At 72.5% G+C, this 14,212-nt stretch carries 10 protein-coding genes; 8 read left to right on the top strand and 2 right to left on the bottom strand.

Features of this window, described 5'->3' with window-relative positions; translation table 11 throughout:
* Window positions 1-26: 26 nt before the first annotated feature.
* Genes KYY02_RS23175 through KYY02_RS23150 form a run of 6 tightly spaced genes read left to right on the top strand, consistent with a single transcriptional unit; the run spans window position 27 to window position 7,219 of the window.
* Complete coding sequence (locus KYY02_RS23175) at window positions 27-1,562, top strand: gamma-aminobutyraldehyde dehydrogenase (protein WP_371240880.1); 1,536 nt, start codon at window positions 27-29, stop codon at window positions 1,560-1,562.
* Window positions 1,563-1,612: 50 nt separating this feature from the next.
* Window positions 1,613-2,860, top strand: a complete 1,248-nt coding sequence (locus KYY02_RS23170; protein WP_371240877.1) for an ABC transporter substrate-binding protein — start codon at window positions 1,613-1,615, stop codon at window positions 2,858-2,860.
* 4 nt (window positions 2,861-2,864) lie between these two features.
* Window positions 2,865-4,040, top strand: coding sequence for an ABC transporter ATP-binding protein (locus tag KYY02_RS23165; protein WP_371240875.1), 1,176 nt, complete (start codon window positions 2,865-2,867; stop codon window positions 4,038-4,040).
* A complete protein-coding gene (locus KYY02_RS23160; RefSeq protein WP_371240873.1) occupies window positions 4,037-4,963 on the top strand; it encodes an ABC transporter permease in 927 nt (308 codons plus the stop codon). Before KYY02_RS23165 ends, KYY02_RS23160 begins: the two co-directional genes overlap by 4 nt.
* Window positions 4,964-5,764, top strand: coding sequence for an ABC transporter permease (locus tag KYY02_RS23155; RefSeq protein WP_371240870.1), 801 nt, complete (start codon window positions 4,964-4,966; stop codon window positions 5,762-5,764).
* Between the two features lie 36 nt (window positions 5,765-5,800).
* On the top strand, window positions 5,801-7,219 hold the full coding sequence (locus tag KYY02_RS23150) for an NAD(P)/FAD-dependent oxidoreductase (protein ID WP_371240868.1): 1,419 nt from the start codon (window positions 5,801-5,803) through the stop codon (window positions 7,217-7,219).
* Window positions 7,220-7,246: 27 nt separating this feature from the next.
* Here KYY02_RS23150 and KYY02_RS23145 read toward each other — a convergent pair whose 3' ends face one another.
* Together KYY02_RS23145 and gabT are read right to left on the bottom strand one after the other, a co-directional pair.
* The gene (locus KYY02_RS23145; RefSeq protein WP_371240866.1) at window positions 7,247-7,891 is read right to left on the bottom strand and encodes a phosphatase PAP2 family protein; all 645 of its coding nucleotides are present in this window, start codon (window positions 7,889-7,891) and stop codon (window positions 7,247-7,249) included.
* A 429-nt stretch (window positions 7,892-8,320) separates the two neighbouring features.
* Window positions 8,321-9,655, bottom strand: coding sequence for a 4-aminobutyrate--2-oxoglutarate transaminase (gene gabT, locus KYY02_RS23140; protein WP_371240864.1), 1,335 nt, complete (start codon window positions 9,653-9,655; stop codon window positions 8,321-8,323).
* Window positions 9,656-10,011: 356 nt separating this feature from the next.
* On the opposite strand from gabT, the gene KYY02_RS23135 reads away from it, so the two are divergent.
* Both KYY02_RS23135 and KYY02_RS23130 read left to right on the top strand, forming a co-directional pair.
* Window positions 10,012-12,429 (top strand): ATP/GTP-binding protein, encoded by a 2,418-nt coding sequence (locus tag KYY02_RS23135; protein WP_371240861.1) that lies wholly within the window; start codon window positions 10,012-10,014, stop codon window positions 12,427-12,429.
* Between the two features lie 122 nt (window positions 12,430-12,551).
* Window positions 12,552-14,105 carry a PucR family transcriptional regulator gene (locus KYY02_RS23130; RefSeq protein WP_371240859.1) on the top strand — a complete coding sequence of 518 codons (1,554 nt, stop codon included), beginning with the start codon at window positions 12,552-12,554 and terminating at the stop codon, window positions 14,103-14,105.
* Window positions 14,106-14,212 lie beyond the last annotated feature (107 nt).

Raw genomic sequence — 14,212 nt, 5'->3', positions numbered from 1 at the left:
CTCTCGGGGCCACGGAGGAGAGCGACATGCACGACCCGGGCAGCACCACCCCGGAACGGTTTCCCGCCCAGGAACGGTTCGCGGACGGCGCGCAGTTCGTCGCGGGCCGCCCGGCGAAGGGCACCTCGGGCCGGACCCACGCGGTCGTCGACCCGGCCACCGGTGCCGGGGTGTACACCTACGAACTCGCCGGCCCCGATGACGTCGACACGGCCGTCACCGCCGCGCGGGAGGCGTTTCCGGCATGGGCCGGCGCCACTCCCGGCGAGCGGTCCGACGCCCTGCACCGGTTCGCCGCCGTGGTCGCCGACCGCGCGGAGGAATTCGCCCGCGCGGAGTCACTGCAGTGCGGCAAGCCCCTGAAACTGAGCCGCGGGTTCGACGTACCGGGCACGATCGACAACATCGCCTTCTTCGCCGGGGCCGCCCGCCACCTGACGGGCCACTCGGCCGGCGAGTACTCCGGCGACCACACCTCCTACGTCCGCCGTGAGCCCATCGGCGTCGTGGGCTCCATAGCGCCCTGGAACTATCCGCTCCAGACGGCCGCCTGGAAGATCCTCCCGGCGATCGCCGCGGGCAACACCGTCGTCCTCAAGCCGGCCGAGCTCACCCCGCTGACCTCGCTCCTCCTCGCGCAGGCCGCCACCGACGCCGGCCTGCCGGACGGTGTGGTCAACATCGTCACCGGGACCGGCAAGGAGGCGGGCGAGCACCTGGTCGGCCATCCCGACGTGGCCATGACCTCCTTCACCGGCTCCACCGCCGTCGGCAAGCGGGTCGCCGAAATCGCCACCGCCACCGTCAAACGCCTCCACCTGGAACTCGGCGGCAAGGCCCCCTTCGTCGTCTTCGACGACGCCGACCTCGACGCCGCCGTCCACGGCGCGGTCGCGGGCGCACTGATCAACACCGGCCAGGACTGCACGGCCGCCACCCGCGCGTACGTGCAGCGCCCGCTGTACGAGGCGTTCGTCGAGCGCACCGCCACCCCGATGGAGACCGTCCGGCTCGGCGACCCCTTCGCCCCCGGCACCGACCTGGGCCCGATGGTCTCGCACGCCCAGCGCGACCGGGTGGCCGGCTCCGTCGACCGGGCGCGCGCCTACGCGCACGTGGTGACCGGTGGCGAGGCGCCCCTGGGCGGGCTGGCGGACGGCGCGTACTATCGCCCCACGCTCATCGCCGGCGCGCCGCAGGACAGTGAGATCGTGCAGTCCGAGATCTTCGGGCCGGTGCTGGTCGTCCTGCCCTTCGACACCGACGACGAGGGCATCGCGCTGGCCAACGACACCCCGTACGGGCTCGCGGCCTCCGCCTGGAGCCGGGACGTGTACCGCACGGGCCGCGCCACCCGCGAGATCAGAGCGGGGTGCGTGTGGATCAACGACCACATCCCGATCATCAGCGAGATGCCGCACGGCGGCTACAAGGCCTCCGGCTCCGGCAAGGACATGTCCACCTACTCGTTCGAAGAGTACACACAGGTCAAGCACGTCATGTTCGACAACACCGCGGCGGTTCGCAAGGACTGGCACCGCACCGTCTTCGGGGACCGATGACAGCCAGGCCGCCCGACCCGCGGCCATCCTCCCGAAAGGGCACCACGCGCATGGAGCAGTACGAGCCCGACCGCCTCTCCCCGGCCCAGGTGGCCGCCGTGCGGCGCAGCCTCCGCAACGGCAGGGCGGCCCTGTCCCGCCGGTCCCTGTTGCGCGCCTCCACGGGCGGCACGCTCGCGGTCGGCGGACTCGGCGCACTGAGCGGCTGCGGCATCCCCGCCGCAGGCAACACCCGGGGCGGTGTCCCGGCGGAGGACCGCTCGAAGGAGGAGAAGTCGGTCAACTTCTCCAACTGGACCGAGTACATGGACGTCGACGAGACGGGGCGCGAGCACCCCACGCTGGACGCGTTCACCGAACGCACCGGCATCGAGGTCGAGTACACCGAGGACATCAACGACAACACCGAGTTCTTCGGCAGGATCAAACCGCAGCTCGCCGCGGGCCAGGACACCGGCCGCGACCTCATCGTCCTCACCGACTGGCTGGCCGCCCGCCTGATCCGCCTCGGCTGGGTGCAGAAGCTGGACCCGGCCAACCTCCCGAACGCCTTCGCCAACCTGTCGCCCCAGTTCCGCAGCCCCGACTGGGACCCGGGCCGCGCCTACTCCTACCCCTGGCAGGGCATCGCGACCGTCATCGCCTACAACAGGAAGGCGCTCGACGGCGTCGAGGTGAGGACCCTCTCCGACCTGCTGGACAACCCGAGGCTCAAGGGCCGGGTCGGACTGCTCACCGAGATGCGCGACACCATGGGCCTGACCCTGCTCGACATGGACAAGGAGCCGGAGAAGTTCACCGCGGACGACTACGACGCGGCGCTCGCCCGTCTCCAGAAGGCGGTCGACAAGGGCCAGATCCGCCGCTTCACCGGCAACGACTACACCGCGGACATCAGCAAGGGCGACTTCGCCGCCTGTGTGGCCTGGGCCGGGGACGTCGTCCAGCTGAAGGCGGACAACCCGGACGTCGACTTCCTGATCCCCGACAGCGGCTACATGATGTCCAGCGACAACCTGCTGGTCCCCAACAAGGCCCGTCACAAGGCCAACGCCGAGCGGCTGATCGACTACTACTTCGAGCCGAGGGCGGCCGCGGAGCTCGCCGCCTACATCAACTTCGTCTGCCCGGTCGAGGGAGTCAAGGACGAGCTCGCGAAGATCGACGAGGACGCGGCGAACAACCCGCTGATCCTCCCCGACCGGGCCATGCAGGCCAAGTCCCGTGCCTTCCGCTCCCTGAGCACCGAGGAAGAGACGGCGTTCGAAGAGAAGTTCGCGAAGCTCACTGGGGCGTGACGAGATGAAGACGACCGACGACACCACCACGGCCGGCCGCGGCGGGGACGTCCGCCTCACCGGCATCGGCAAGACGTACGGCTCCTTCACCGCCGTGCACCCCTTGGACCTGACCGTCCCGCAGGGCTCCTTCTTCGCCCTGCTCGGCGCGTCCGGCTGCGGCAAGACCACCACCCTGCGGATGATCGCCGGCCTGGAGGAGCCCACGAGCGGCACCGTCCACCTCGGCGACCAGGACGTCACCGCGCTGCCGCCGTACAAGCGGCCGGTGAACACGGTCTTCCAGTCCTACGCCCTCTTCCCGCACCTCGACATCTTCGAGAACGTCGCCTTCGGTCTGCGGCGGCGCGGCATCAAGAGCGTGCGGAAGCAGGTCGAGGAGATGCTGGAGCTGGTCCAGCTCGGCGAGCAGGCCCGCAAGAAGCCGCACCAGCTCTCCGGCGGCCAGCAGCAGCGGGTCGCGGTGGCCCGCGCGCTGATCAACCACCCCAAGGTGCTGCTGCTCGACGAGCCGCTCGGCGCCCTCGACCTGAAGCTGCGCCGCCAGATGCAGCTGGAGCTCAAGCGCATCCAGACCGAGGTCGGCATCACCTTCGTGCACGTCACGCACGACCAGGAGGAGGCCATGACCATGGCCGACACGATCGCCGTGATGAACGCCGGCCGGGTCGAGCAGCTCGGCTCCCCCGCCGACCTGTACGAGAACCCGCGCACCACCTTCGTCGCCGACTTCCTCGGCACCTCCAACTTCATCGAGGCCGAGGTGGAGTCGGCGTCCGGCGGAGAACTCGTGCTGAAGGCGGGCGGCGGCAGGCTCGTGCTGCCCGAGGCCCGCAACAGCGCGCCCACGACGACCGGTGGAAAAGTACTGGCCGGGGTGCGCCCGGAGAAGATCTCCCTCACCCACGCCGACGACGCCGGCGAGATACCCGAGGGCCGCAACCGGATCACCGGCCGGATCGCCGGCGCCGGCTTCATCGGCGTCTCCACTCAGTTCGTCGTCGACAGCCCGGTCTGCACCGACTTCGAGGTCTACGTCCAGAACATCGACCGGGACGCCCGGCTGGTGCCCGGCGCCGAGGTCGTCCTGCACTGGAACCCGGCGCACACCTTCGGCCTGGACGCGGCGCAGAACATCGACGCGGGCGTCGGGACGGCCGAGGAAGAGGGCGCCCGATGACGACGGTCACCGAGGCACCGCCCCTGGCGCCCGCCCCGCCGGAGCCGGAACCGCCGCGCAGGCGGGGCCGCCGGACACCGTACCTGCTTCTGCTGCCCGGCCTGCTGTGGCTGTTCGTGTTCTTCGCGCTGCCGGTGATCTACCAGGCCTCCACGTCCGTGCAGACGGGCTCCCTGGAGGAGGGCTACCGGGTCACCTGGCACTTCGCCACCTACGGGGACGCACTGTCCGAGTACTGGCCGCAGTTCGTCCGCTCGGTGCTCTACGCGGCCTCCGCGACCGTGCTGTGCCTGCTGCTCGGCTACCCGCTGGCGTACCTGATCGCCTTCCGCGCGGGACGCTGGCGAAACCTGATCATGGTCCTGGTGATCGCGCCGTTCTTCACCAGCTTCCTGATCCGCACCCTCGCCTGGAAGACGATCCTCGCCGACGGCGGACCGCTGGTCGGCGCCCTGGACACGCTGCACGTCCTGGACGTCACGGCCTGGCTCGGCTGGACCGCCGGCGACCGGGTGCTCGCCACCCCGCTCGCGGTGGTCTGCGGTCTGACGTACAACTTCCTGCCGTTCATGATCCTGCCGCTCTACACCTCGCTGGAGCGGATCGACCCCCGGCTGCACGAGGCGGCGAACGACCTGTACGCCAGACCCTCGACCACCTTCCGCAAGGTCACCTTCCCGCTGTCGATGCCGGGCGTGGTCTCCGGCACGCTGCTGACCTTCATCCCGGCGTCCGGCGACTACATCAACTCGGATCTGCTCGGTTCCACCGACACCCGCATGGCCGGCAACGTCATCCAGTCGCAGTTCCTGCGGATCCTCGACTATCCGACGGCCGCGGCGCTCTCGTTCATCCTGATGGCCGCGATCCTCATCATGGTCACCCTCTACATCCGCAGGTCCGGGACGGAGGATCTGGTTTAAATGGCCTTCGCCGACTGGCTCAAGCGCCGTCTGGTCGTCATCGCGGGACTGCTGACCCTCGCATATCTCCTCCTGCCGAACGTCGTCGTCACGGTGTTCTCCTTCAACGATCCGAAAGGCCGCTTCAACTACGAATGGCAGGAGTTCTCCACGGAGGCGTGGAGCGACCCCTGCGGCGTCTCAGGGCTGTGCGCCTCGCTGTCGCTCAGCCTCCAGATCGCGCTGTGGGCGACGCTCGGCGCCGTCCTCCTCGGCACGATGATCGCCTTCGCACTGGTCCGCTACCGCTTCCGCGCCCGCTCCGCCGTGAACTCGCTGATCTTCCTGCCGATGGCGATGCCCGAGGTGGTCATGGCGGCCTCGTTGCTCACCCTGTTCCTCAACATGGGCGTCCGGCTGGGCTTCTGGACGATCCTGATCGCCCACATCATGTTCTGCCTCAGCTTCGTCGTGGTCGCCGTGAAGGCGCGCGTGATGTCGATGGACCCCCGCCTCGAACAGGCCGCTCAGGACCTGTACGCCGGCCCGGTCCAGACGTTCCTGCGGGTCACGCTGCCGATCGCCGCCCCCGGAATCGCGGCCGGCGCGCTGCTCGCCTTCGCACTCTCCTTCGACGATTTCATCATCACCAACTTCAACGCCGGCTCGACCGTCACCTTCCCGATGTTCGTCTGGGGCTCCGCACAACGCGGAACCCCCGTGCAGATCAACGTCATCGGTACGGCCATGTTCGTCGTCGCCGTCCTCCTGGTGCTGGTCTCCATGGCCGTCGGCAGCCGCCGCAGCCGACAGAAGGCGTAGAGACACAGCCGCAGTCCCCCGTAGGGAGTTGAAATCATGGCCCCGAGCGCCATGAGCCGCTGGACGAAATCCCTTTCCGAGGCCCGACCGGTCTCCTACTGGCTGGACGACCCCGGCCGGCCCGCACCCGAGCCCGCCCTCACCGGCGCCGGGACCTGCGACCTGCTGGTCGTCGGCGGCGGCTACAGCGGACTGTGGACCGCGCTGCTCGCCAAGGAGCGCGACCCCGCACGGGACGTCGTGCTGGTGGAGGGCCGCGAGGTGGGCTGGGCCGCCTCCGGCCGCAACGGCGGGTTCTGCGCCGCCTCCCTCACCCACGGCCTGCCCAACGGACTGGCCCGCTGGCCGGACGAGATCCACACCCTCCAGCGACTGGGAGCCCGCAACCTCGACGCCATCGAGGAGACGGTCGCCCGCCACTCCCTCGACTGCGACTTCGAGCGCACCGGCGGGATCGACGTCGCCACCGAGCCCTACCAGGCCCGGGAGCTCAAGGGCTGGTACGACAGGATCCGGGCCGAGGGACTCGCCGACGGCGTCGAGTACCTGGACACCGAGGCCGTACGGGAGCAGGTGGACTCCCCGGCCTTCCGGGCGGGCCTGTACGACCGCCGGGGCATGGCGATGCTCCATCCGGCCAGGCTGGCCTGGGAGCTGAAGCGGGCCTGCCTCGACCTCGGCGTGCGCGTCCACGAGCACACCCCCGCCCTCACCCTGAAGCCGTACGGCGCCGGCATGACCGTGCGCACCCCGTACGGGCGGATCCGTGCCCGTACGGTCGCGCTCGGCACCAACGTCTTCCCGAACCTGGTCAGACGGGTCCGCCCCTACACCGTCCCGGTCTACGACTACGCCCTGATGACCGAGCCGCTCACCGCCGACCGGCTGGCGTCGGTCGGCTGGAAGAACCGGCAGGGCCTCGGGGACAGCGCCAACCAGTTCCACTACTTCCGGCTGTCCGCCGACAACCGGATCCTGTGGGGCGGTTACGACGCGGTCTACCCCTACGGCGGCCGGGTGCGCGCCGAGCACGACGACCGCCCGGAGACCTACGCCAAGCCGGCCGAGCACTTCTTCACCTGCTTCCCGCAGCTGGAGGGCGTCCGCTTCACCCACGCCTGGGGCGGCGCGATCGACACCTGCTCCCGCTTCTCGGCGTTCTTCGGCACGGCGCACGCGGGGAGGGTGGCGTACGCGGCGGGCTACACGGGGCTCGGCGTCGGCGCCACCCGCTTCGGAGCCGAGGTGATGCTGGACCTGCTGGCGGGGGAACGGACCGAGCGCACGGAGCTGGAGATGGTGCGCAGGAAGCCGCTGCCGTTCCCGCCCGAGCCGTTCGCCTGGACCGGCATCGCCCTCACCAAGTGGTCGCTCGCCAGGGCCGACGCGCGGGGCGGGCGGCGCAATCTGTGGCTGCGGACGATGGACCGGCTGGGCCTCGGCTTCGACAGCTGAGCCGGCGGACCGGGACCGCCGGGCCGGTCAGCCGGTACTGCCACCGGACCGGAGGCCGGGGACCCCGGCGGACCTCCGGCCGCCGCCCCGGCCGGCCAGCAGCCACAGGCCGGTCAGCAGCACCGCGCCGAGGCACCAACCGGCCGCCACGTCCAGCGGCCAGTGGTAGCCCCGGCGCACCAGTCCGAACGAGGCACCGGCGACCAGGGCCGCACAGGCCGCGACGAGGGCGCGCCGCACCGCCGGCGAACGCAGCAGCGGGAGGAGGAGCAGCGTCGCCGCGCCGTACGCCACGACGGCGGTGGTCGTGTGCCCGGAGGGGTAGTAGCCGACCGCCGGGGGCACGGCCGGGGTGCCGGGGCGGTCGGTCCACTCCTTCAGGGGCACGACCAGTGCCGGCACCAGCACCATCGCCAGGGCCCCGGCGGCGGGCGGCAGCCACCAGCGGTCCCTGCCCGTGGCGCGCCCGCGCCGGGCGACGTACACCAGCGCGACCAGCAGGACCGGCACGGCGACCTGCACGTTGCCGAGGTCGGCGAGCAGTTCGGAGGCCCGGTCCGGATGGACCAGCACCCGGCTCAGCCGCTCGTCGAGGCCGACCAGCGGACCGTCGGCGACGACCTGCCAGGTGATCAGCGCGAAGAGGAGGGCGGGCGGACCGAGCAACAGCATGGTGCACAGCTTCGCAGGTGGAGGCCCGGCGCACGCCGAAGGGCCGGCGCAAGGGGGGGAGTGCGCCGGCCCTTCGGGGAACGGCTTGCCGTGTGAGGTGCCCGGACGACCGTTCGGACCGGAACGTCGCGCGCCCGGGGGGGTGGGGCGGGCGACCGTCCGATCGTGAGGAGACCCGGAGCCCTCGGGCCCCGGTTCGTGTGCGCGAGGCACGACCGGGTCGAAGCTGGGGAGGCCCCGGCCCGGATCCACCCGCGGTCCCCCGCGGGCGGGGTGTATCTCTCATCCGGGTGGAAACCTACGGCAGGGGGTGGCCCCGCGACAGGGCCGACGGGCCCCTGTCATCCACCCCGCACACGTTCTTCACACCCTCTGCCGCTCGTCGTCCCGGCAGCTCGGGGCAGGCGGCTCACCTGCCCCGATGCCGGCTCAGATGCGCGCGAACGCCTGCTCGATGATGTCGAGGCCCTCGCCCAGCAGGTCCTCGCCGATGACCAGCGGGGGCAGGAAGCGCAGCACGTTGCCGTAGGTACCACAGGTCAGGACCAGCAGGCCCTCCTGGTGGCAGGCCTTGGCCAGCGCGGCCGTCGCCTCGGGGTTCGGCTCCTTGGTGGCGCGGTCCTTCACCAGCTCGATGGCGATCATCGCGCCCCGGCCGCGGACGTCGCCGATGACGTCGAACTTCTCGGCCATGGCGGTGAGCCGGGCCTTCATGACGCCCTCGATCTCCTTCGCCCTGGCGTTGAGGTCCAGCTCCTTCATCGTCTCGATGGCGCCGAGCGCGCCCGCGCAGGCGACCGGGTTGCCGCCGTAGGTGCCGCCCAGGCCGCCCGGGTGCGCGGCGTCCATGATCTCCGCGCGGCCGGTGACGGCGGCCAGCGGCAGACCGCCGGCGATGCCCTTGGCGGTGGTGATCAGGTCCGGGACGATGCCCTCGTCCTCACAGGCGAACCACTGGCCGGTGCGGCAGAAACCGGACTGGATCTCGTCGGCGACGAAGACGATGCCGTTGTCCTTCGCGAACCGGCTGATCGCGGGCAGGAAGCCCTTGGCCGGCTCGATGAAGCCGCCCTCGCCGAGCACCGGCTCGATGATGACCGCGGCCACGTTCTCGGCGCCGACCTGCTTGGAGATCTGGTCGACGGCCTGCGCGGCGGCCTCCGGTCCGGCGTTCTCCGGACCGGTCGGCCAGCGGTAGCCGTAGGCGACCGGGACGCGGTACACCTCGGGCGCGAACGGGCCGAAGCCGTGCTTGTACGGCATGTTCTTCGCGGTCAGCGCCATGGTGAGGTTGGTGCGGCCGTGGTAGCCGTGGTCGAAGACGACGACCGCCTGCCGCCCGGTGTACGCACGCGCGATCTTGACGGCGTTCTCGACCGCCTCGGCGCCGCTGTTGAACAGCGCGGACTTCTTGGCGTGGTCGCCCGGGGTCAGCTCGGCGAGCGCCTCGGCGACGGCCACGTAGCCCTCGTACGGCGTGACCATGAAGCAGGTGTGGGTGAAGTCGGCGAGCTGGGCGGAGGCGCGGCGGACGACGGCCTCGGCACAGGCGCCGACGGAGGTCACGGCGATGCCGGAGCCGAAGTCGATCAGCCGGTTGCCGTCGACGTCCTCGATGATGCCGCCGCCCGCGCGAGCGGTGAACACGGGCAGCACGGAGCCCACACCCTGCGCGACCGAGGCGGTGCGTCGGGCCTGCAGCTCCTGCGACTTCGGTCCGGGGATGGCGGTGACGACACGGCGCTCCTGCGGAAGTGCGGTCATGCGGGGCTCCTGGGGGGTGTTTCGGACACGTGCGTTCTTTCTCGCAGGCTAGGGCGGCTGACGTGGCCTGGGCATGCTCCATGTGGGCGCTGTCCGGGGGGTGGGGTTGTCCGTGATGGACATACCCGGCTGCGGGCAGCCGTGCCTCCCCCGGCACCTCAAGGGCCTGGGAGGCGCCCCCCAGGGCGATGGGGCCCCGCTCGAGCGGTGGAGGGCGGGCGCAGCGGCACCCGTGAACGCGAGCAAGTGGAGCCCACCCCGCCGGTCCCGGCCACGTAAGCGGTGAACTCGTCCTGCCGGGGCGTTAGATTGACTCGCTGACGGCGGATGGAGCGGCAGCTCAGGGGGCAAGGGCGATGAACAGCGACGGTACCCAGGACGCACGGGGCACGCATGCCGACCCCGTACCGCGCCCGACCGGACCACCGGACGTGCCGGCGGCTCCGCCGCGGCCGAGCAGCGCCCCGGGTGTGCCACCCGTACCCGCGCAGGCTCCCCGGTCCGCGTCCGCCGTCGCCGCCTGGCTCGACACGGCGAGGCCGGCCGCCCGGCCCGGGATCTGGCGGTACGGCTATCGCCCGCCCAAGCGGACCCCGGAGAAGCTCGCACCGGTGACGATCGCCGGCATGCTGATCCCGCTCGCCCTCGCGGCACTCGTCTGGTCGCTCTGGCAGCGTGGCGTCACCTCGTACCAGATGGCCCCCCTGCGCGCCTTCACGCCGGACGAATGGTGGTGGGCCGGCACGGTCATGTCGCCCAAGGAGCTCCCGGGGGAGGCGGTGCCGTACCCGGGGGCGGAAGCCCTCGTGGTCTACGAAGGCGTCTCCTTCGCCGTGCTGGCCGTGGCGGTGGCCGTACTGGGCAGCTGGCGCGCCGTCGTCCGCCACTACGTGGCCCGCCGGCCGCAGCCCGCGCGCGCCCTGGTGGCGGCCCTCCTCGCCCTGGTCGCCCTCGGCTTCGTCTTCCCCGACGCGTTCCCGCTCGTCGGATGGTCGCCGGCGCCGATCGTCGACCCTCTGCTCTCCCTCACCGTGCTGATCACGGACGGCTACGGCCTGATGGCGTCGTCCTTCTTCACCAACACGCTGTACACGGCCGTCACGCTGCTCGTGGTGTGGCCGTTCGCGCGTCTCGGCGCCTGGCTGCCGTACGCGAAGGAACTCCTCGCCTCCCGCGCGGGGAGCACCGCCCTCAGTTCCTCCGTGCCCGAGCGCCCCCGCTCCCAGTGGCCGCACCTGCGCGACGCGGGTCTGCGGGAGGCCGCGGACCTGCTCACCGCCGAGGTGGCCGGCGACCGTGTGAACGACGTCGACTGCGCCCGCGTCGAGCACGCCTTCGCCGTCGCCCGGCGCAGCGGCACGCCCGCCGCCTTCCGCGACACCGTCCTGCGGCAGGCCGGCGCCGCCTGGACCCATCCCTCCGGCGCCCGCGACCTGCCGCGCCGGACCGCCCGCCACGACCTGCTCACCGAGCAGGTGCGGATCGGCACCTGGGCGGTGGCCGACCGCGCCCCGGAGCCCTACCACGGCGCCGGGGCGGCCCTGGGTCCGGATGTGCTCGGTACCTCGCTGCTCGCCGTCGGGCCCTCCGGGTCCGGCAAGACCCGCGCCCTCGTGGAGCCGGTGACCGAGGCGCTCGCGCTGCAGGCGCTCACCGGGCGCTGCGCCGTGGTCGCCGTCTCGGCCGCCGGGAGCACGCTCGGCGCGGACGACGCCTTCGACGTGATCGTGCGGATCGGTGACCCGGCCTCCGTCCACGACCTCGACCCGTACGCCGAGTCCGACGACCCGGACGAGGCGGCCGCCGTTCTCGCCGAGGCGCTGGCGGGCGACCTCGAGACGGCCGGCACGCAGAGCGCCGCCACCGCGCTGGCCCAGGTGCTCGGCCCGTTCCGGACGGTGCACGGCCGCTTCCCCACCCTGCCGGAGCTGCGCGGGCTGCTGGAGGGGGACGAGGGGGCGTTGACGCGGCTGCGGGAGGCGCTCGCCGCGAGCGGGGACGAGGTCATGCGGCGCGAACTCGACGCGCGCGCCCGGCAGACCGGTGCGCCGGGCGACACGGGACGGGTCCTCGCCGACCGGCTGGCCCTGCTCAGCCGGCCGGTGTTCGCGGGCTTCTTCGGCGGGGGCGGCCCGAGCAGGCCGTTCTCCCTGCGCGCGATCGCCCACCACCCCCTGCGGGTGCGGATCGACCTGCCCGAGCGCGGCCACGAGGAGGCCGGCCGGCTGATCACGCGGCTGGTCCTCGCCCAGTTCCACGCCGTCGTGCGGGAGGGCGGGCGCGCCCACTTCGCCTGCCTGGTCCTGGACGACGCGACCGGCACGGTCACCGCGGGGTCGGTGCGCCGCATCCAGCGGCTGCGGTCGCAGAACGCGGGCGTGCTGCTCGCCCTGCGCACCGTCGCCGACGTCCCCGAGGCGCTGCACGGCCCGCTCTACGGAGCCGTGGGCTGCCGCATGGCGTTCTCCGGGGTCACCACCTGGGACGGCAACAGGTTCGCGCAGACGTGGGGCACCGAGTGGGTGGAGACGACGGAGGTCGCCCAGCACACCGTCTTCGCCGACCAGCCGATGACCCGTGCCCTGCACGCGTTGCGCAAGCTGGTGACGGGCAAGGCGGTCACGACGGAGGCGGTGACGGTACGGCAGGTCGAGCGGGAGCGGTGGTCCGCCTCCGAACTCGCGCACGCGGTGCCCGCGGGGCACGCGGTGCTCTCGCTGACGACCGTCGAGGGCGAGCACGCCCCTCCGCTCCTGGTGGACCTGCGGGAGTGAGCCGCCCGGGCGGCCGGTGACCGTACAGTGAGGCAGAATCGGCACAGGTCGTTCATACGCTGCGGCCAAAAGATCACCGCGTTCCCACCCACCCGACGCAGACCCGAAGGCTCAAGGCTCCGATGCCCCCGACGCTCGCCTCGCTCGTCCACCACTCCGCGCTCAAACTGACCGTGCGCGCGGGCGAGGACCGCCTCGACGCGCCGGTCCGGTGGGCACACGCCAGTGAACTCGCCGACCCCGTGCCGTACATGGAGGGCGGGGAGCTGTTGCTGATCACCGCGCTGAAACTCGACGCGGAGGACCGGGAGGCGATGCGCCGCTATGTGAGACGGCTGGTGGGGGCGGGGGTCGTCGGGCTCGGTTTCGGTGTCGGCGTCCACTACGACGACATCCCCGACGCTCTCGTCGACGCCGCCCGGGAGGACGGTCTGCCGCTGCTGGAAGTACCGCGCCGCACCCCCTTCCTCGCGATCAGCAAGGCCGTGTCCGCCGCCATCGCCGCCGACCAGTACCGCGCGGTGACCGCGGGCTTCGCGGCCCAGCGGGAACTGACCAGGCAGGCCCTGGTGGAGGGCCCGGAAGGCGTGCTGGCCGCGCTCGCCGCCCAGGTCGACGGGTGGGCCGCGCTGTACGACGCCTCGGGCGCCGTCGTGGCCGCGGCGCCGGAGTGGGCGGGCCGGCGGGCCGCGCGGCTCACCCCGGACGTGACCCGGCTGCGGGAACGGCCCGCGCCCGCCTCCTCGGTGGTGGCCGGCCCGGAGAACGAGGACCGGGTCGAACTGCACTCCCTCGGCACCGGCCGGCGCCCCCGCGCGGCGCTCGCCGTCGGCACGGCCGCCGCCCTCGGCACCGCCGAGCGGTACGCCGTCCACTCCGCGGTCGCCCTGCTCACCCTGACCACGGAGCGCTCCCGCTCCCTGCACGCGGCCGAGCAGCGCATCGGCGCGGCCGTCCTGCGGATGCTGCTCGCCGGGGAGCCGGACCACGCCCGCGCGGTGGCCGGGGACCTGTACGGCGGCCTGCTCGACGCGCCCTTCCGGATCATCGTGGCTGCCGGGGGCGGGACGAACGGCGACGCCCTCGGAGCCCTCGCCGAGGTCGTGGAGTCCGCCGCCGCCCGCTCCGGGGAGGTGGTCCTGGTCGTGCCGGAGGGAAACCGGCTGGTCGTACTGGCCAGCGACGGCGGCACCGCCGTGGCGGCCTGCTGCGACCACGCCGCCGCGCGGGAGACGGCCCGCAAGGCCGACGACGAGCTGGTCGTCGGACTGTCCGCGCCGGCCGGACCGATAGCCGCGTCCGCCGCCTACAAACAGGCCGAGCAGGCCCTTGCGGTGGCACGGCGGCGGGGGAGGGCGCTGGTGGAGCACGAGCACCTGGCCGCCGGGTCGGTGCTGCCGCTGCTCGCCGACGACGCGGTCAGGGCGTTCGCCGACGGACTGCTGCGCGCCCTGCGCGAACACGACGCGACGGGCCGCGGCGACCTCGTCGCCTCCCTCCGCGCCTGGCTCTCCCGCCATGGCCAGTGGGACGCGGCGGCAGCCGACCTCGGCGTCCACCGCCACACCCTCCGCTACCGCATGCGCCGGGTGGAGGAGATCCTCGGCCGCTCCCTCGACGACCCGGACACCCGCATGGAGCTGTGGCTCGCCCTGAAGGCGACGACGTCGGAGTAGCGCCCGTCCGTCCGGCACCACCGGCCCGTCCGGCGTTCGAGGACAGGGAGGTGCGGGAGCGCGGTCCCCGGGGAGGGGAAGGTTCGGTCGGGGACGAGAACCCGAAA

The organism is Streptomyces pimonensis (assembly GCF_041380215.1).
GTDB lineage: Bacteria > Actinomycetota > Actinomycetes > Streptomycetales > Streptomycetaceae > Streptomyces > Streptomyces pimonensis.
Note: the sequence above shows the minus strand (reverse complement) of the source record. Positions and strands in the feature narration are given on the sequence as shown.

Excerpts from the sequence above, each read along its gene's own strand:
- KYY02_RS23175 (WP_371240880.1), top strand. The coding sequence starts at position 27 with ATGCACGACCCGGGCAGCACCACCCCGGAACGGTTTCCCGCCCAGGAA.
- KYY02_RS23170 (WP_371240877.1), top strand. The coding sequence starts at position 1,613 with ATGGAGCAGTACGAGCCCGACCGCCTCTCCCCGGCCCAGGTGGCCGCC.
- KYY02_RS23165 (WP_371240875.1), top strand. The coding sequence starts at position 2,865 with ATGAAGACGACCGACGACACCACCACGGCCGGCCGCGGCGGGGACGTC.
- KYY02_RS23160 (WP_371240873.1), top strand. The coding sequence starts at position 4,037 with ATGACGACGGTCACCGAGGCACCGCCCCTGGCGCCCGCCCCGCCGGAG.
- KYY02_RS23155 (WP_371240870.1), top strand. The coding sequence starts at position 4,964 with ATGGCCTTCGCCGACTGGCTCAAGCGCCGTCTGGTCGTCATCGCGGGA.
- KYY02_RS23150 (WP_371240868.1), top strand. The coding sequence starts at position 5,801 with ATGGCCCCGAGCGCCATGAGCCGCTGGACGAAATCCCTTTCCGAGGCC.
- KYY02_RS23145 (WP_371240866.1), bottom strand. The coding sequence starts at position 7,891 with ATGCTGTTGCTCGGTCCGCCCGCCCTCCTCTTCGCGCTGATCACCTGG.
- gabT (WP_371240864.1), bottom strand. The coding sequence starts at position 9,655 with ATGACCGCACTTCCGCAGGAGCGCCGTGTCGTCACCGCCATCCCCGGA.
- KYY02_RS23135 (WP_371240861.1), top strand. The coding sequence starts at position 10,012 with ATGAACAGCGACGGTACCCAGGACGCACGGGGCACGCATGCCGACCCC.
- KYY02_RS23130 (WP_371240859.1), top strand. The coding sequence starts at position 12,552 with ATGCCCCCGACGCTCGCCTCGCTCGTCCACCACTCCGCGCTCAAACTG.